This is a genomic window from Verrucomicrobiota bacterium (assembly GCA_019247695.1).
GTDB lineage: Bacteria > Verrucomicrobiota > Verrucomicrobiia > Chthoniobacterales > JAFAMB01 > JAFBAP01.
In genome coordinates this window covers 1-17,912 of sequence record JAFBAP010000006.1, presented here as the reverse complement: position 1 = coordinate 17,912, position 17,912 = coordinate 1, and the positions used below count along the sequence as shown (strand labels likewise).

Sequence of the window (17,912 nt, the reverse complement as noted above, 5' to 3'; positions counted from 1 at the left end):
CACACGGCGCCACAGCGGCACGGCGAAGCACGGCGGAAGGAATGAGGGTTTGAACGGTGAATCAATTCTTGATCAAATTAAGATGCCGCTGCGTCGAAGCATCTGTGGCAACCCTTATGAGACGCGCATTTCCTATCTGTCCAGTTTTGTTCTGGATGGTCACGGCTGGCATCGGGATGTGCCAGGATATTTTCGTCCAGTCGGCCTTTTACGGCCGTGGCGGTTACGGGGTCGACGTAACGAGTCAGGTGCAGGAACTCGCCAATCGCGACGGCGCGGTTTACGTCAGCAATGAAACGTTCGGTGGGGATCCATTGCCGGGCCGCAGGAAATACCTCGCGGTCACGTACATCGTCGGCGGCCAGCGGTTCACGGAGCGGGCCGAGGAGAACCAGACGTTGCGGTTCCGAATGCCGGAATCTACCTACTACGAACGGCAACCCCGTGGGGTATACCAAGGACGTATCATTCGGGGCCCGGAAGGTCGTCCTTACGGAGGCTATGAGGTCGGGCGCCGGGTCGTCCGTGCCGTCTATGGGACCCACGGCCGGTACGTCGACGTGACCGCGACCGTCCAGCGCCTCGCCGCCGACGGCGTTAAATTCGAGGTTTCCAACGAGACCTTCGGTTTTGATCCTTACAAAGGCCACGGCAAGAAGCTCAAAGTGACTTTCGAAGAAAACGGCGAGACGTTCGAAAAAGAGTACGACGAGGGAGACCACGTACGGCTGTAGCGTTCGGGGTTCGGGGTAAGACCTTCGTTCCTTTCGCCTTGTGAGCTCTGTCCGCCGTGGTCGCCGTGTGAACTCTTACGTCGTGCTCGCCAAACCCGCCGTGCCCGCCGTGTGACCGTGTGAACTCTTACGTTGTGCCCGCCAGACCCGTTGTGCCCGCCGTGTGACCGTGTGATGATGGTCATGCAGACTGCAGGACGCATGCCGCTGCTTGCAATTGCGTTTTGCGATTTTTGTCGGGCCGGAAAAAAAGTTTCGAGTTTACCGACCGGTACACTTCCATATTGCCCTTTGCAGGCGTACCGTCAGCAGCGTTGTTCCAGCCAAATGGGAAACGGGCGCGCGATTTGCTACCCGCTTTAAACACCAACGTAGCCTGCCATGTGGATCGTTAACCTCGCCTTACGCCGGCCTTACACGTTTATCGTTCTGGCCATCTTTATTTTGATCGCCGGGGTCCTGGCTACCATGCGGACGCCGAAAGATATTTTCCCGACGATCGACATCCCGGTGATCTCCGTGATCTGGAACTACTCCGGAATGGCTCCGGAAGACGTCGAACAGCACATCACGTCGATTTACGAGCGGGTTCTGACGACCACCGTCGACAACATCGATCACATCGAATCCCAGTCGCTTTACGGGATCGCGATTGTAAAGGTCTTTCTCCAACCTGACGCCAATGTGCCCCGTGGCGTTGCGCAGGTTACGTCGGTGTCGCAGGCGATCCTGAGGCAGTTGCCGTCAGGCATCACGCCGCCGCTGGTGCTCAGTTACAGCGCCTCAAATGTTCCGGTGTTGCGCGTCGGCCTGAACGGCCTTTCCGAGCAGGAGCTTAACGACGTCGCCCTTAACTTCGTTCGTCCCCAGCTGGTGACCGTTCCCGGCGCGGCCATCCCTTACCCGTATGGCGGGAAAATGAAGTACATCTCCATTGACCTGGATTATCGAGCCCTCCAGGCACGGGGCATGGTGCCCTCCGACGTTGTAAACGCTTTGAATGCCCAGAACCTCATCCTCCCGTCGGGCACCATCAAAATCGGGCAATATGAGTACCAGGTCGGGACCAACTCGAGTCCGACCTCGATCGCGGCCCTGAACGCGCTTCCCGTGAAGGTCGTGAACGGCGCCACGATTTACATGCGCGACGTGGCCTTTGTTCACAGCGGCAACATTCCGCAGACCAACATCGTCCGCTTCAACGGTTCGCGGGCGACGATGCTTGACATTCAGAAGACCGGCACCGCCTCCACCCTGGACATCGTCGGCGGAATCAAGTCGATCCTGCCGACCCTGAAAGCGACCCTGCCCGAGAACCTCACGGTGCAACTCCTGTCGGACCAGTCGATCTTCGTGAGCGCGGCGTTGGAAGGCGTGCTCCGGGAAGGCGCGATCGCGGCGGGGTTGACGGCATTGATGATCCTGCTGTTCCTGGGGGATTGGCGCAGCACCCTGATCATTCTTATCTCCATCCCCCTCTCCATCCTTACATCCATCGTCGCCCTGAGCGCCCTCGGCCAGACGCTCAACATCATGACGCTGGGCGGCCTGGCACTCGCGGTCGGTATTCTCGTCGACGATGCGACGGTCACCATCGAAAATATCGACCGTTACCTCGAGGAAGGGCACGATATCCTGGACGCGATCCGGGAAGGTGCGGCCCAGATCGCCGTACCGGCGTTCGTCTCGACCTTGTGCATCTGCATCGTGTTCGTGCCGGTCTTCTTCCTTTCGGGCGTCGCCAAGTACCTGTTCATACCGCTGGCTGAAGCGGTAATCTTCGCGATGCTCGCTTCGTACGTGCTCTCACGAACGTTGGTGCCGACGCTTGCGATGTACCTCATGCGCCACGCGGACCACGGCGCCAAAGGCGCGAACAAGGAAGAAGAACAGGAAAAGGACAAGGACCGGCCCCGGAAGCGGTCCTGGTTCGGCCGGCTCGCTGCGATGGGTATCATTTTTCGGCCGGTGCTATCGCTTTGCGGGGCCATCCAGCGCGGGTTCGAACGCGGGTTTGAGAAGCTGCGTGAAGGTTACCGCGACCTTCTGGGAGTTTGCCTTCGTAACGCGTGGGTGATGATAGGATTGGTGGCCGTTCTGGTGGGTGGCACTTTTTGTCTTTACCCCTTCCTGGGTGAAGACTTTTTCCCGGCCGTGGATGCCGGACGTTTTGACCTGCATGTGCGGATGCCGTCGGGCACGCGGATCGAAGAGACGGCGCGTCACGTCGACGACATTGAGAAAATGATCCGCCAGGTCATCCCGGGCGACCAGCTCCAGGGAATCATCGATAACCTGGGCATCCCGTACAGCGGCATCAACCTGAGCTACAACACCACCGGCACCATGAGTCCCGCCGACGGGGACATCCTGGTGGCGTTGGCCCCGAAACACGAACCGACGGACAAGTTCACACAGCTGATCCGCGGACGGCTCCAGCGCGATTTTTCCTCGGTGACGTTCTGGTACCCTCCGGCCGATATCGTCGCTCAGATCCTGAACTTTGGTCTGCCGGCGCCGTTTGACATCCAGATCATCGGCACCAACAAGACGGCGAATCTGGCTTTCGGCAACGGGCTGCTGGAGCAGATCCGTCACGTGCCCGGCGTGGTGGACCTCCGAATCCAGGAGCCGGCTGACGCTCCGCGATTGAACATCGACGTCGACCGGAGCAAGGCCGCGCTGCTCGGCATGACGCAAAGCCAAGTCACCAACAGTGTTCTGGGCGCCCTCAGCGGTTCTCAGCAGGTCTCACCCAATTTCTGGGTCGACCCGAAAAACGGCGTGAGTTACCAGGTCAATACGCAAGTTCCGCAGTACGCGATGGATTCGCTGGATGCACTGCGCAACCTGCCGATCCTCGGCGGCAACAACATCGTTTTACAGATTCTGGCCAACGTGGCCACGATCACACGCAGCCAGACCAGCCCGGTGGTCGACCATTACCAAATCCGCCCCGTGATTAATATCTACGGAAACGCTTTCGGTAAGGATCTCGGGTTCGTGGCCGATCACATCAGCAAAATCGTTGAGTCTGCCCGGAAAGACTTGCCGAAGGGCAGCACCATGGTGGTGCGGGGGCAGGTTGCGACGATGCACAGCTCGTTCGAGGGCTTGTATTTCGGGCTCCTGTTCTCGATGCTGCTGGTCTACCTCCTGATGGTGGTGAACTTCCAGTCCTGGATTGAACCCTTCATCATCATCACCGCGCTTCCTTGCGCCTTGGCGGGTATCGTCTGGATGCTCTTTCTCACCAGGACGACCATCAGCGTGCCGGCCTTGATGGGGGCGATCATGTGCATGGGCGTGGCCACCGCCAACAGCGTGCTTGTGGTCACGTTCGCCAACGAACGCCAGGAAGAGTACAAGGATTCCTATCGTTCGGCCTTGCAGGCGGGGTACACCCGCCTGCGGCCGGTGTTGATGACGGCGGCCGCGATGATCATCGGTATGGTGCCGATGGCTCTCGGCCTTGGTGAAGGCGGTGAACAGAACGCCCCGCTCGGTCGCGCCGTCATCGGCGGCCTGCTGCTGGCGACGGCTGCCACCCTCTTCTTTGTACCCACCGTCTTCATGCTGGTGCGTAGGGGCAAGACGGGCCACGCTCCCCGGGTCTCCCCTGAAGCGGCGCCGGCGAAATCCTAAAGAACATTACGCTTAAGTTACGAGTATGAGCCAAACCATGACCCTGTCCGAAAAACGAGGCGCGCACGAGCCCGAGCCTCCGGCGAATCGGGATGCTCCGGAGGCCCCGGAGGTTCAGCCGCCCAACGGTGGTGGTAGCGCTCCGGAACCGCCACCCCAACGCGGCGGCGATCAGCAGGGCGATCCCCCGGAAAAGCCGACGCGAAAAATGCGTGCGGGACCATTCCGCCTCGTCATCTTCGTAATGGCCGTACTCCTCGCGGGCCTGGCGGCCTGGGGCATTTGGTCGCGCCTTTCAACGACTCGCCAGACGCAGGAAGTGGCCAACCAGGCAGCGGAAACGCGGGTCGACGTCGTTACCCCGGAACAGGGCCCCGCTTCCATTCAGCTGGACCTGCCGGGCCAGACGCAGGCTTACACCCAGGCACCCATTTACGCCCAGACCAACGGCTACCTCAAAAAGTGGTACTTTGACATCGGCGCCCGGGTTAGGACCGGCGACCTGCTGGCCGAGATTGAAACCCCGCAGGTCGACCAGCAACTCGATCAGGCGCGCGCCACCCTTAACCAGGCCCAGGCCGCCCTGGACCTGTCCCGCGTGACCTACGAGCGCGACCAGGACCTGTTCAAACGCCACGTCATCGCGGCGCAGGACATCGACAATGCGGCCGGCGACTTCCGGGTCAAGCAGGCCACAGTCGGGGCCGATGAGGCGGCCGTGCGCAGCCTCCAAGCCCTCGAGAACTTCAAACTGTTGCGGGCGCCCTTTGACGGCATCGTGACTGCCCGCAACACCGATATCGGCGCGCTGATCGTTTCCGGTTCGGGCAGTTCCCTGTTTGTGGTGGCCAAGAATGATCCGCTGCGCGTGTATGTGAACGTACCCGAAGCCATGGCGCCCTATGTCCATGACGGCGTCAAGGCAGAGTTAACGTTTGGATCTTTCCCGAATCGGACATTTCCCGGTAACGTGGTGAGCACGGCCCGGGCCATCGACCCGAACAGCCGGACGCTGCTGACCGAGATTCAGATCCCGAACCCGACCGGCGAACTCTTCCCGGGCGCCTACGCGATGGTGCGCCTGCAGACGGCGGGAACGCCGAACGCCTTGGTGGTGCCCGCGACCGCGCTGTTGTTCCGGGCGGAGGGAGCGGCGGTAGCCGTGGTCGGGCCGGATAACAAAGTGCAGATCCGTAAGGTGACCGTCCGGCGCGACCTGGGGAACAAACTGGAACTTGAAGGCATCGGCCCGAAGGATCGTATCGTGGTGACGCCCGGTGACGGGATCAGCGACGGCATGAAGGTCGAGATCAACGCGCCGCAAGGACCGGACCATAAAGGGGCGGCTCCGCAAGGGCCTGATCATAAGGCTGCCGGTAATGCCTAGCCTTGATGATGAGTAATCTTCGGGCGACTTCGCTTGGTCGTCGCATTGAACAAACCTTTGCTGCCCTCCCGGTATGGCAGTCTTTGCCCTGCAGGGGGTGCCGATCTTACATCGGTTTTCAAGCCGGTTGAGCCGCGCCTTGCGCAGAAGAGACGGCCAGAGCTGGTGGCTGGTAGCCTTGCTTGCTCCGGCCCACCGGGCCGCTTTCAGCCCTCCTAAGGCGTCACGCCTGTACGCCCTCCCTAACAAACGCCCGCCCCGCCGGGTTGGATTCGCTGAAGGGGCGGCAGAACCCGCTCTCGCCGGGACCGAGTCGAGTCAGGCAGCCAGCGCCGCTTCCGCTTTGCGGATGATCTGCGCGAAAGAGCGCGGATCCAGGCTTGCGCCGCCCACCAATGCGCCGTCTATGTCGGGTTTAAGCATCAGGTCCTCAGTATTTTCCGGTTTCACGCTCCCGCCATATTGAATACGGACCCGTTCCGCCGTTGCCTGATCGCTCAACGAAGCCAGGACCTTCCGGGCAAAGGCATGCGCCGCCTGTGCCTGGTCCGAGGTCGCCGTCCGTCCTGTGCCGATGGCCCAGACCGGTTCGTAGGCAATCACCACTTCAGGCAACTCCTTGGAGCTGACCGATCGTAACCCTTCCCGGAGCTGGTACTCGAGTACTTTATCAACCTCGTCGTTCTCGCGCTGCTGCAGACTTTCGCCCATGCAAAGGATCGGCCTGAGCCCCGTCTCCAAGGCAGCCCGGACTTTGCGGTTGATTACTGCGTCTGACTCACCGAAGAGCCGACGGCGCTCGCTGTGCCCTACCACTACGTATTTGACGTACAAAGCGCGCAGCATGCCTGCGCTGATCTCGCCCGTGAAGGCGCCGCTCTTTTCCCAGTGCAGGTTCTGGGCGCCGAGCCGGATAAACGGCGCCCGCTCGGAAAGTGCCGCCAGGGCGGGAATCGCCGTAAACGGAGGTACCAAAACCACCTCGACATCGTTTACTTCGCCGAGTTCCTTGATCAGAACCTGCACATAATCTGAAGCCTCACCGTTCGTGAGGTTCATCTTCCAGTTGGCTGCCAGGATTTTCTTACGCATGCCCGTTCATTTGTCGGTAAGCGCCGCAACGCCGGGCAGTTCTTTGCCTTCCAGCAACTCGAGTGATGCGCCGCCGCCGGTGGAGATGAACGTCATCCGGTCCGCGAGCCCGAACTGTTTGACGGCCGTGACCGAATCCCCTCCGCCGATGATCGTCGTGGCATCTGCCGATGCCACCGCTTCTGCGACCGCTCGGGTTCCCGCCGCAAAGTCCGGTATCTCAAACACGCCGACCGGACCATTCCACAGGATCGTCTTTGCGTTGGCGATTTCCGCCTTATACTCCGCGACCGTCTCGCGCCCGATGTCGACACCCATCCAGCCATCCGAAATTCCCTGAGAAGCCGATACCCGGGGCGTGTTCCGCGTAGGGGCGCCAGCTTTAAACTCGGCGGCCTCGACGTTATCTGACGGTATAAGAAACTTGATCGTTTTGGCCCTGGCCCGATCCAGTAACTCCCGAGCCAGGTCTACCTTGTCTTCTTCCACCCGGCTGGCTCCGGTCGGAATTCCAAGGGCTCGGTAGAAGGTATAAGCCATGGCTCCGCCGATCAGAAAAACGTTCGCCTTCTCCATCAGCGCATGGATAACGCCGATTTTGTCGGACACTTTTGAGCCCCCCAAAATCACGAGGAAGGGGCGTTTCGGGTCAGCCAGTTCCTCCTGCAGGTATTTGAGTTCCCGCTCCATCAGGAGTCCCATCGCCGCCTGAGGCATGAATCTGGCCACCCCGGCCGTGCTGGCGTGCGCGCGATGCGCCGCTCCGAACGCGTCATTCACATAAACCTCACCCAGGCGAGCCAGCGCCTCGGCAAACTTCTCATCGTTCTTTTCTTCTTCCTTGTAAAAACGAACGTTTTCCATCAGAAGGACGCCGCGCTCCGGCACCGCCCGGGTAGCCGCTTCGGCCTTCTCACCAATCAATTCAGGCGAGAATTCAACCGAGCCACCGAGCAACGTCCGAAGGTGCTCTGCAACCGGACGAAGCGAGTATTTCGGGTTCGGCTGCCCCTTCGGACGCCCGAAATGCGCGAGCAGGATGACTTTGGCCCCTTTTTCCTGGAGCAAGCGGATCGTCGGCAGACTTTCCTGAATGCGAGTGTCATCGGTGATCCGGGTCCGGCCGTCAACCTCGTCAACCGGCACATTAAAATCCACCCGCATCAGCACCCGCCGCCCCCGAACGTCGAGGTCGCGAACCGATAGTTTAGCCATGATCGTCTCGCTCCGGCCTTAGGAGATGATGTGCTTAAGCAGATCTACGCAGCGATTTGAGTACCCCCACTCATTGTCATACCAGCTGATCAACTTGAAAAACCGGCTGTTCAACTCGATGCCTGAGCCCGCGTCGAAAATGCTCGAGTGCTTGGAATGCACAAAGTCGGTCGAAACCACCTCGTCGGACGTGTAGCCCAGGATGCCATCCAGGTAGGTTTTGCTTGCCGCCTCCATTTTTGCGGAAATCTCTTTGTAGCTGGTCTCCTTCGCGGTTCGCACGGTGAGATCAACCACCGATACCGTCGGGGTCGGCACGCGGAACGACATCCCGGTAAGCTTGCCTTTGACTTCCGGGCACACCAGCGCAACCGCTTTGGCCGCACCGGTCGTCGAGGGAATTATATTGATGGCTGCGGCCCGTCCACCTTTCCAGTCCTTCCGCGAAGGTCCGTCAACCGTCTTCTGAGTGGCCGTATAGCTGTGAACGGTCGTCATCAAGCCTTCCTCAATGCCGAAACCCTCCTTCAGAAGTACGTACACGATCGGCGCCAGGCAGTTCGTCGTGCAACTGGCGTTAGAAAGGATGTGGTGTTTACCCGCCTCGTACTTTTCGTGGTTCACGCCCATGCAGATCGTGATGTCCTCCCCTTTCGCCGGCGCCGAAATGATGACTTTCTTGGCCCCGGCGTCCAGGTGCCCTTTCGCCTTTTCGGCGGCCGTAAACAGGCCCGTCGACTCAATGACGACTTCACACCCCAACTTACCCCACGGGAGGGCCGCCGGACCTTCTTTCACCGCGAGACAACGGACTCGCTGCCCGTTCACGACTAAAGTGTCATCTTCGGCAAGGTCAGGGCTCGACTTCTCACTGACCACATCTCCCTGAAATCGTCCCTGCGTAGAATCGTATTTCAGAAGATAAGCAAGGTTGTCTGCCGGCACGAGGTCGTTAACTGCCACCACATCGATCTGATTCCCTAACAGGCCTTGCTCCACGATTGCTCGGAACACCAAACGCCCAATCCGCCCAAATCCGTTGATTCCAATTCTCGTCATCTTGGCTGACCGTAAACGCGAAGCACGTACGGCGTCAACGTGCTAAGGGAATGCCACAAAAGCCGTGAGTGAAAAAACGCCGCGAACCAAAGGGAGTTCCTCATTGGAGGCGTTACTCGCGTTCTTCAGCTCTACACATCGTCCAAGGTCATGAAGCGCGAAAGTGCAGAATGCCATTACTAAGCCGGCATCCTACCTTGATTTTCATCCCTTGCGACCCTGTGGACTCGGAAAGGAACGTCGCAAATCGGGTGCGCTTCCGTTTGTGGCACTTTTTCACTCGTGGCATTTGCGGCATTCGAAAAAGAAGGGGCGACCGGGAAACACCCGGTCGCCCCTTGAATCAAGAGCGCTGAAGAAAACGTGGCGGTCTAAACCGGTGCCTCGGTCAGGCCGCCAAGCCCTTCCGGCTCAGGACGGTCATTTTCCTCAGAACGCAGCCCGCGGCGGTTTTGAGAAATCGGCGGCGGCGGGTTCAGCAGCCGCCCATTGTTGATGATCTCGCGGATCTGATTCCCATCGAGCGTTTCGTACTCCAGCAACGCCTTGGCAATCGCGATCAACGTGTCCTTACGCTGCGTAATGATCTTCATCGCTCGCTGGTAAGAGTCGTCGCAGAGCCGCTTGACCTCGCGGTCGATTTCCTGCGCGGTCGCCTCGCTGTAGGCCCGAGAGCGCGAGATATCCCGGCCCAGGAACACGTAATCCTCGTGTTCTCCATACTCGACCATCCCAAGACGCTCGCTCATGCCCCACTCACAGACCATCTTGCGCGCAATGCCGGTAGCCATCCGGATATCGCCCGAGGCACCGTTGGTCACATCACCGAACACAATCTCTTCCGCCACGCGGCCGCCCATGATGACGACCAGTCGATCGAGCAACTCGTTTTTGCGATTTGTATACTTGTCCTCGGTCGGCAGGTACATGGTCGACCCCAGCGATGGGCCCCGAGGAATGATCGTCACCTTGTGAAGCGGATCGGTGTATTCGAGCACCTCGCACAGGAGCGCGTGGCCGGCCTCGTGGTACGCCGTGTTTTCCTTCTCCTTTTCACTGATGGCCAGGCTGCGCCGTTCCTTGCCCCACCGGACCTTGTCCCGAGCCTCTTCCAACTCAGCCATCGTGATGGCTTTCAAGCCGCGGCGCGCAGCGAGCAAAGCCGCCTCATTGATGACGTTGGCCAACTCGGCGCCCGAGTAACCCGGGGTACCCCGGGCCACTACCGCCAGATCAACGCCCTCGGCAAGTTTCACCCGCTTGGAGTGGACCCGCAAAATCTCTTCACGGCCTTTCACGTCCGGCAGATTCACCGTGATCTGGCGATCAAACCGCCCCGGCCGCAGTAATGCCGGATCCAGGACGTCCGGACGGTTCGTCGCGGCAATGATGATCACGCCTTCCTGCGTATCGAACCCGTCCATCTCGACCAGCAGCGCGTTCAACGTCTGTTCACGTTCGTCATGACCGCCGCCCAGACCGTGGCCGCGGTGGCGTCCGACAGCGTCAATTTCGTCGATGAATATGATGCAGGGCGCCGATTTCTTGCCCTGCTCGAACATGTCGCGGACCCGGGAGGCACCCACGCCGACAAACATCTCCACGAAATCCGAGCCGCTGATGCTGAAAAACGGCACATCCGCTTCACCGGCGATCGCCCGGGCCAGCAGTGTCTTTCCCGTCCCCGGCGGGCCGACCATCAAAACACCTTTAGGTATGCGGCCGCCGAGCTTCTGAAACTTTTTCGGGTCCTTGAGGAAATCAACGATTTCCTGAACCTCCTCTTTGGCTTCTTCAACCCCGGCCACGTCCTTGAAAGTGACCCGGTTCCGGTCACGCGCCAGCATGCGCGCTTTGCTCTTGCCGAAACTCAGCGCACCTTTCCCGGCATTGCGAATCTGCTGCCGGAAAAAGAGATAAAGGATCAGGAAGAAGATCGCGATCGGTGCAAACTGCAGAATGGCCGAGACCATCACGTCTGAATCCGCCCGGATGTCCACCTGATAACCCTTATTCTCAAGCTCTGACTTCAGGTCTTTGTTGTATTCAATGAAGATCGTGGTTTTGAAATGATCCGCACCGTTGACGCCCGCCGGTTTGCGGCTCCGGTCGTAAGCACCGCGCAACACCTGCGTACTCCGCCCTTCGGTGACGATCAACTGCAGCGGTTCATCGTGACTGATCCGGTTTTCCTGCAGATAACGTTCAAAGGTGGTGTACGGAAGTTCTTCGACATTCCCGTAGTTCCCGTTTCGTGAAAATAAAAAGCCGCCCAACAACGCAATGGCACACGCAAACAGGAGCAAACCGCGCCAATTAAAGTTGTTGTCGTTTCCAAAATTCCGCGTATTTCGGTCCTTGGAAGACCTGGGATCTGGTTGTGCCATATACTTAGGGACGGGACAGCCTACCACATTGACCCCGGACTGCAAAGCCGGGTCTCTGGTACGTGAGCATCGAATGCATGGCTTGTTGAGATTTAACAGCTGCGACCGGCAAAATTTCCGAGGAAAATGGCGACGACCGCGTCGCTCAATTCCAATGATTACGGCTCATTCGAAGATTTCTGAATCAGACGGGTGAGGCGCTCCCCGGCGCCGGTCACCACAGGCCATCCATGCGCAAAGGTCACCCGGCTCACCGATAACCCTTGCAGCTTCCGCAGCGACGCACGCGCTTGTCGCGGGTCAGCGCAGTATTTGTCAGGCAGCAGGCTAAACTCGTACCCCGGAAGATTGATCACCAGATCACCGAAGCTCAACGCCTGACTCCCGGCATGGTACAACGCCAGTTCTCCCGGGCCGCCGCCCGGCAGGGTGATAACCGTGAGCCCGCCCAGAAGTTCCTGGCCGTCATCGACGTATGCGTCAGCCGCAATGCCGGTCTCCGCAGCCGCGGCCCTGTGGCAGAGTACGGGAACCTGCCAGGAAGCGGCCAGGCGAACGCCTGCCCGCTCGTGGTTGCCGTTGGTGAGGACAATGGCCACCGGGTCGCCTGCTGAAACCAGCTCCGCCTCGGCCTCGTCCGTAAGCTCCACCGGGTCCACCAGCACCAACCGGCCGTCAACCAGGTGAGCCACGCTCGTCAGATCCACCTTGGCAGCAGGATCATAAGCCTGCCAGGCGAAAAGTACCGGCGTGACCCCATGGACTTCCTGAGCTCGAACCCCCATACCCTCCTGCCTGCACCGCTTCAGCGGCCCGCGTATTTCACCGTGCAGCCGTAGGGCCGCGTCGCCGAAACCGGCACCGGCTTACCCGCCATGACCGCGTCAAGCGCCTGCCTGACGTAATTGGTCGCCGTCTTGATGTCTGCCTCGTTGGTGTTGCTCTTGTTGTCGATTGCACCTCGGTAAACCAGGGAACCTTTTGAATCGATGATGTACATGTCCGGCGTCGTCTTGGCGTCGTACAAATGGCCGACCTTCCCGTCCGGGTCCAACAGCAGCGCGGTCCGGATTGCGCCGACTTTATTGGAGATTTGGTTCAGGGTCTCGGCCGGGTAGTTGCCCTGTTCGCCAGGGGCCGAGGAATCAACCGTCAGCCAGATCACGCCCTTGGCGGTGTACTCCTTTTGCAATTCCTGCATGTTGCCCGAGCGGTAGTGCTTGCCGACAAACGGACAATCAGGATTGTACCATTCCAGGACGACGATCTTGCCCCGATAGTCGGACAGCCGGTAGCCCCGGCCGTGAGTGTCAGTCAGCGAAAAATCCGGCGCAGGCGATCCGACTTGAACCTCAGCGCGGGCCAAGGGGGCCAGCGCCAGCGAGGCAACAAGGGTAACGAGAGTGGAATACATTTTTTTCATAGGGTTTCAGCGTAGGTTTAAGGGTGAATGACTGAGCAGGTTAACCTTTCTGCAGCGCGTCCAGAACCGTCTGCGTACTGATCAACTCGGGCAGCACCACCGGGGCACGTTCCCGGCCGCCAGGGTAATAAAGGTACATCGGCACACCCGCGCGACCGTGTTGCCGGAGTAACGCCGTAATCGCCTCGTCCCCGTGGGTCCAGTCCGCCCGCAGGGTAACGACGTTTTTACGGCTGAACGCGTTCCGGACGGCCGGTGTGTCGATTGCAAACCGTTCATTCGCTTTGCACGTGAGGCACCAATCGGCGGTGAAATCCACAAAGACCGGCCGCCCGCTGGCCAGCGCTACATCCAGGCTTTGCGGGCTGAATTCTCCCCAGGCAAGCCGGCTCGGCGTGGTCACCATCCGGTACGCGGAGAGAGCGAAAACCAAAGTCACCAGCATGGCTGCCCCGGCGAAAGCCTTGGAGACCCGCGACGCCACCGGCGTCCAGAATGAGCCTTTGATCCAGGCCAGCACCGCCAGGACCAGCAAGGCCGCAGACAAGCTGACAATGCCCTCGACCCCATGGAGCTGCCCGGCGATCCAGATGAGCCAGAGCAACGTCGCCAGCAGCAGGAACCCGAAAAATTGCTTAACCTTCAGCATCCAGACGCCGGGTCTGGGCAGAAATTGCAGCCAGCGGGGATTGCACGCCAGCAACAAGTATGGCGCCGCCAGACCGGCACCGATGGCCAGAAAAATCAGGGTCGTAACCGGCGCGGGCTGGGCAAAGGCAAAGGCGGATGCGGTACCGAGGAACGGCGCGGTGCATGGGGTGGCCAGGACCGTGGCAAATACTCCCTGAAAAAAGGCGCTGCCGTACCCCTCGCCGCTCGCCAGGTGAGCCAGTTTTCCGGTTGCCCGCGCCGAGACGCTGAATTCGAATACGCCAAACAGACTCAGCGCAAAGGCGAACACAAGCAGCGATAACACAAAAACAAACCGGTAATCCTGAAATTGAAAACCCCAGCCAATCTGACCTCCGGCCGCCCTTAAACCGCAGACTGCAATCGCTAACGCCAGAAAGCACCCCAACACCCCAGCCACGAAGGCCAAGGCCAAACGCATAATCTTCCTGGGCTCCTCCCCGGCTTCGGAAATGAACCCGAAGATTTTGAGCGAAATCACCGGAAGCACGCACGGCATGACGTTGAGGATAAGCCCGCCCAGGAACGCGAGGCCGAGGGCCTGCAAGAGCCCGCTCCAGCCGGCGCCGGCGTCTTTCTGGGGAGGTGCGGGCGCCGGGCCCGGTGCGACGACGCCTGGCCGGCCTTGTCCGTCGACATCGTACGCCCGTTGAGACGCCCCCGAACCCGTCAACAGGAGCCCCGGAACCTGCTGGATGGGTTGCGGTTCGCTGACCACCTCGAATGCCACCGTGCTACCGGTAGCCACCCCATGCCCCAACTCAACGCCCGCCGGAGGCACGGGATAGAACTCAACCGGTTCCCCCGCCGGCACCCCTTCAGCGGTCACTCGCAACTGCTTACCGTCCCGGGTAAACCGGACATTTAGGTCGGGGGGCAACGGCCCGGGCGTGCGTCCGGCAAAACGCTCGAAAAGCGGCTGTGCCGGGACCGCGCCTCCATTGCCTTGCGGCAAACTCAAGTTCAGCTCCGCGCTGCCGGGAACGCACAAGCGCTCGCAGACCAGCCACTCCGAATGGGCGCCGATCTGTACCGGCCCCGGCGGGAGCTGCGCCGGCACCTTCACGTCAGCGTACAGAAGCACCTCCCCCGGGTAAGTGAAAACCTCGAGGTCCCCGGGTTCCTTATCGCGCACGGGCACCGGCCAGCGCAGGGCGCTCACCTCAAAGCCGGGCGGCAGTTTCCAGTCAATCTTCGCCGGCACCCCGGCATCGCCGGGGTACTTCCAATAGATGTGCCAGCCGGGCGCCATCTGGTAATACACGCCGATCCGAAAAGTCTGCCCCGGCCGAATGGCGCTCTGGTCGGCGATCAAAGAAGCTTTGACGAGCTCACGCCCGTCCTGAACCTGAGCAGAGGCTGCCAGCGACCAGCCTGCAACCAGGACCATCAATGCCCGCCAGCATGCCGCTGGTGCCGGTAACTTGATTGTGCAAACCATCCGAATATACCGCTTGTCAAAAATACGTTCCGCAAACCCTCACGATACGCCGCCGGTCAGAATTTTTTTGCGAACCGCGCGTATTCTATATGAGGCATCCCGGCAGAATTTCTTCCATGCCGCGTCCACATCCCACTTATCCACCGTATCTCCGATTCAGGCAACCGGCCCGGTCCAGGCCGGGTTGCACGGCTCCAACCACGGCAGGAAACTACCCGGTTACGAGTACTCAAGGCGTGCCATGCCGACGCAGAGCCCGACCCGACCCTTCGAGATTGCAACCTGTCCGTTGAGCCATGCAGGATGCATTTCGCACGCCGGGCCTGCACCCCGGCGCGGTCGTTGTCCTTCGCCGGCTGTCCTCGGTAACTCGGTTGGTGCCATACTTGGCATGGTTCTAGCAGGTCAAAGAGTCCGATGGCATGCTGACCTGGGTGCTGACCTGCTTGATTTTGGTCCTCGTAGAGGTGGTGGTGAGCTTTTCCGACGCACGCGTGCGGGTGCGTTGGGTGGTTCAAAGCCTGTGCGTGCTCTTTCTGATCTTGCTTCTGGTTCATACGCTGTTTCCATAAGTCCGGCACCCTGCAGCTACGGCGAGCAACGCCGAGGCTCAGGCAAACCACCAAACCTGGCTGCGGCCGGCGCTCGTGCCCATCCTGCGTCGACCTGTGGGGCCCTGAAAACATGAATGCCTGCGATCGTCTCGCCGCACCTCCGTTGCGTTTCAGCTGACCACATGCACGACGAGAACCTCCCTGACCTGCTCAGCCGCATCCGGCAGGGAGAGCAATCGGCGGCCCAGTCGTTGGTCACCCAGCTTTACCCTCTGGTACTCAAAATCGTCCGGAACCATCTCCCCCGGCGGGAAGCGGAGGAAGACCTGTGCCAGGAGGTTTTCCTGAAAATCTTTTCAAAGGTTCATCAGTTCCGTTCGGACGTTCCGTTCGAACACTGGGTGTCGCGGATCGCGGTAAACACGTGTATCGATCACTTGCGCAAGCAAAAGAATCGGCCTGAATATCGATGGTCGGACTTCACCGAAGAGCAGCAAGCCGCACTGAGCAATTTGCGCGAGGGTGCCACCCTGCCGCCGGAGCGTTCGCCCGAAGAAGTGCGCGAACTGCTGTTTCGGCTGATGGCCACGCTGAAGCCTGACGAGAGATTGGTAATCCAGTTGATGTATTTAGAAGAGAAATCGGTCGCGGAAATTGGTAACTTAACCGGTTGGAAAACGTCGAAAGTCAAGGTGACGGCTTTCAGAGCGCGGCAGAAATTGCTGGCCGCGATTCAACGAGTGGAAAAATGAACGACGCGAATTTAGATGCTTGGTTTGCCAGGGCGCGTGATGCGACTGTCAGGCAGTCGCCTGAAGGGTCTGCACCGCCCGGCTTTGCGGCGTCGGTTTGGCAGAAACACCAACGCCGTCTGCTCGAGGAGCGAGCCATGGCTCGGACCTCGCTGGCTTCGGTGGCGACCGCGTTGATCGTCCTGGCGACGGTCGTCGGCTTTAATCTCGATGCGCTAACGTCCTCTGACGACGCGAGTTACGTCGGCGATGTGGCCAGTTCAGGCTCAGTATGGGAGTTTACTGGAGACTGAGCGTCGCGTTAGCTGCCCTTTTCGTCATCGGCGGGCTTTGCGGATCGGTCCTTACTTTCAGCCTTATGGGTCCGGGCCGCGGGATCGGCGGGCGATCAGGTCACACTCGGGAGACGCGACTTATTGCCCAGATGCAAGCGGCGGTTAACCTGACGCCGGCCCAGGTCTCAGCATTTCGCCCCGAAATTGAGGAAGCGATCCGAAAAGCCAAAGACGCGCGTCGCCAGGCGCTGATCGACAGCGACCTTAACATCGACGCCGCCCTCGCCCGCATCGCCGGTCAACTCGAACCCGAGCAACGGCTCCGCATGGAACAGTTTCGGGCCAGGCGTCGTGCCCGCGTCCTGAACTGGATTGCCAAGCACCTCCCGTAATCCGAGCTTTTTAGTGCCTTCGTCCCGGCACAAAAGCAACGCCCGGTGTGGCGCGCCTTAATCAAATGGCTGTCGGTGAATCCTGGGCTGATACATTCATTCAGAGAGTTATCCCGGTAGATCAGAGAGTTATCCCGGTAGAATGCCGGCTAAGGGGGGTGTCCGCGCCAGAGGATGCTCCGTGGCGGGTTGAGACGGCCTTAGGCCCAACGGGCCGGAAGACCTTAGCCCAGGGTGAATCCCTGAGCTTTACCCACGTTGTTTGAGGGCGGCGCGGGGACAGCCCTGACCGCCTTACGGCCCGAAAGGCCAAGGGAACATAGCCCAGGGTTTACCCCTGAGCTTTACCCACATTGTTTGAGGGCAGCGCGGGGATAGCCGTGACCGTCTTTCGGCCCGAAGGGCCAAGAGAACTTAGCCCAGGGTTTACCCTGGGTAACCGTCAAATCACGATCCAGCCCTGAAGGGGCGGCAGAACCCGACGGCAACGCTTTCTACCGCCCCTTCAGCAAATCCAACCCGGCGGGGCGGGCGTTTGTCAAGGTGGGCGTACGGGCGTGACGCCTTAGGAGGGCTCGATCGGGGGAGGAACCCGTTCCCAGGGTGAAACCCTGGGCTATGTTCCTTTGGCCCTTCAGGCCATCAAACCGTCTCCCCGCCCGTCGTGTTTAGACCATTTATACGGTATGATAGGTATAAAACCGGCAGGGGCCTGGAAAGAAGACAAGATTTTAGCTCCATTGCCGGCGGAATGGTATAGAGAGACGCGCGGATGCGTGGCGCGTGCCGGGTCTTGCTTGACGGTGGCAGAATTGCGGGTCAGGTCGAGGGGTAAACGCTGGGCTATGTTCTCTTGGCCCTTCGGG

General features: G+C 60.0%; 14 protein-coding genes. 7 read left to right on the top strand and 7 right to left on the bottom strand.

Annotated elements, in window-relative coordinates; translation table 11 throughout:
• The first annotated feature begins 116 nt into the window (after positions 1-116).
• The 3 genes from JO015_00640 to JO015_00630 all read left to right on the top strand — a co-directional run bounded on the left by JO015_00640 (position 117) and on the right by JO015_00630 (position 5,766).
• A complete protein-coding gene (locus JO015_00640) occupies positions 117-734 on the top strand; it encodes a hypothetical protein (protein ID MBV9997599.1) in 618 nt (205 codons plus the stop codon).
• A gap of 381 nt (positions 735-1,115) precedes the next feature.
• Complete coding sequence (locus JO015_00635) at positions 1,116-4,379, top strand: efflux RND transporter permease subunit (GenBank protein MBV9997598.1); 3,264 nt, start codon at positions 1,116-1,118, stop codon at positions 4,377-4,379.
• Between the two features lie 25 nt (positions 4,380-4,404).
• Positions 4,405-5,766, top strand: coding sequence for an efflux RND transporter periplasmic adaptor subunit (locus tag JO015_00630; protein MBV9997597.1), 1,362 nt, complete (start codon positions 4,405-4,407; stop codon positions 5,764-5,766).
• Positions 5,767-6,084: 318 nt separating this feature from the next.
• On the opposite strand, the gene JO015_00625 is transcribed toward JO015_00630, so the two are convergent.
• The 7 genes from JO015_00625 to JO015_00595 form a co-directional block, all read right to left on the bottom strand.
• Positions 6,085-6,858 (bottom strand): triose-phosphate isomerase, encoded by a 774-nt coding sequence (locus tag JO015_00625; protein MBV9997596.1) that lies wholly within the window; start codon positions 6,856-6,858, stop codon positions 6,085-6,087.
• A gap of 6 nt (positions 6,859-6,864) precedes the next feature.
• Positions 6,865-8,073: a phosphoglycerate kinase gene (locus tag JO015_00620; GenBank protein ID MBV9997595.1), complete on the bottom strand. Its 1,209-nt coding sequence runs from the start codon at positions 8,071-8,073 to the stop codon at positions 6,865-6,867.
• A gap of 18 nt (positions 8,074-8,091) precedes the next feature.
• Positions 8,092-9,132, bottom strand: coding sequence for a type I glyceraldehyde-3-phosphate dehydrogenase (gene gap, locus JO015_00615; GenBank protein MBV9997594.1), 1,041 nt, complete (start codon positions 9,130-9,132; stop codon positions 8,092-8,094).
• Between the two features lie 371 nt (positions 9,133-9,503).
• Entirely contained in the window at positions 9,504-11,519 is a 2,016-nt protein-coding gene (gene ftsH / locus JO015_00610; GenBank protein ID MBV9997593.1) for an ATP-dependent zinc metalloprotease FtsH, read from the bottom strand.
• 158 nt (positions 11,520-11,677) lie between these two features.
• Positions 11,678-12,304, bottom strand: coding sequence for a hypothetical protein (locus JO015_00605; GenBank protein ID MBV9997592.1), 627 nt, complete (start codon positions 12,302-12,304; stop codon positions 11,678-11,680).
• Positions 12,305-12,324: 20 nt separating this feature from the next.
• Positions 12,325-12,942: a thioredoxin family protein gene (locus JO015_00600; protein MBV9997591.1), complete on the bottom strand. Its 618-nt coding sequence runs from the start codon at positions 12,940-12,942 to the stop codon at positions 12,325-12,327.
• Positions 12,943-12,982: 40 nt separating this feature from the next.
• Complete coding sequence (locus tag JO015_00595) at positions 12,983-15,022, bottom strand: thioredoxin family protein (GenBank protein ID MBV9997590.1); 2,040 nt, start codon at positions 15,020-15,022, stop codon at positions 12,983-12,985.
• 473 nt (positions 15,023-15,495) lie between these two features.
• Between JO015_00595 and JO015_00590 the strand changes: the two genes are divergently transcribed.
• The 4 genes from JO015_00590 to JO015_00575 all read left to right on the top strand — a co-directional run bounded on the left by JO015_00590 (position 15,496) and on the right by JO015_00575 (position 17,046).
• On the top strand, positions 15,496-15,645 hold the full coding sequence (locus JO015_00590; protein ID MBV9997589.1) for a DUF1328 domain-containing protein: 150 nt from the start codon (positions 15,496-15,498) through the stop codon (positions 15,643-15,645).
• A 164-nt stretch (positions 15,646-15,809) separates the two neighbouring features.
• Positions 15,810-16,379 (top strand): RNA polymerase sigma factor, encoded by a 570-nt coding sequence (locus tag JO015_00585; protein ID MBV9997588.1) that lies wholly within the window; start codon positions 15,810-15,812, stop codon positions 16,377-16,379.
• The gene (locus JO015_00580) at positions 16,376-16,672 is read left to right on the top strand and encodes a hypothetical protein (protein ID MBV9997587.1); all 297 of its coding nucleotides are present in this window, start codon (positions 16,376-16,378) and stop codon (positions 16,670-16,672) included. The genes JO015_00585 and JO015_00580 overlap by 4 nt, the downstream gene beginning before the upstream one ends.
• Before the next feature lie 131 nt (positions 16,673-16,803).
• Complete coding sequence (locus tag JO015_00575; GenBank protein MBV9997586.1) at positions 16,804-17,046, top strand: hypothetical protein; 243 nt, start codon at positions 16,804-16,806, stop codon at positions 17,044-17,046.
• Positions 17,047-17,912 lie beyond the last annotated feature (866 nt).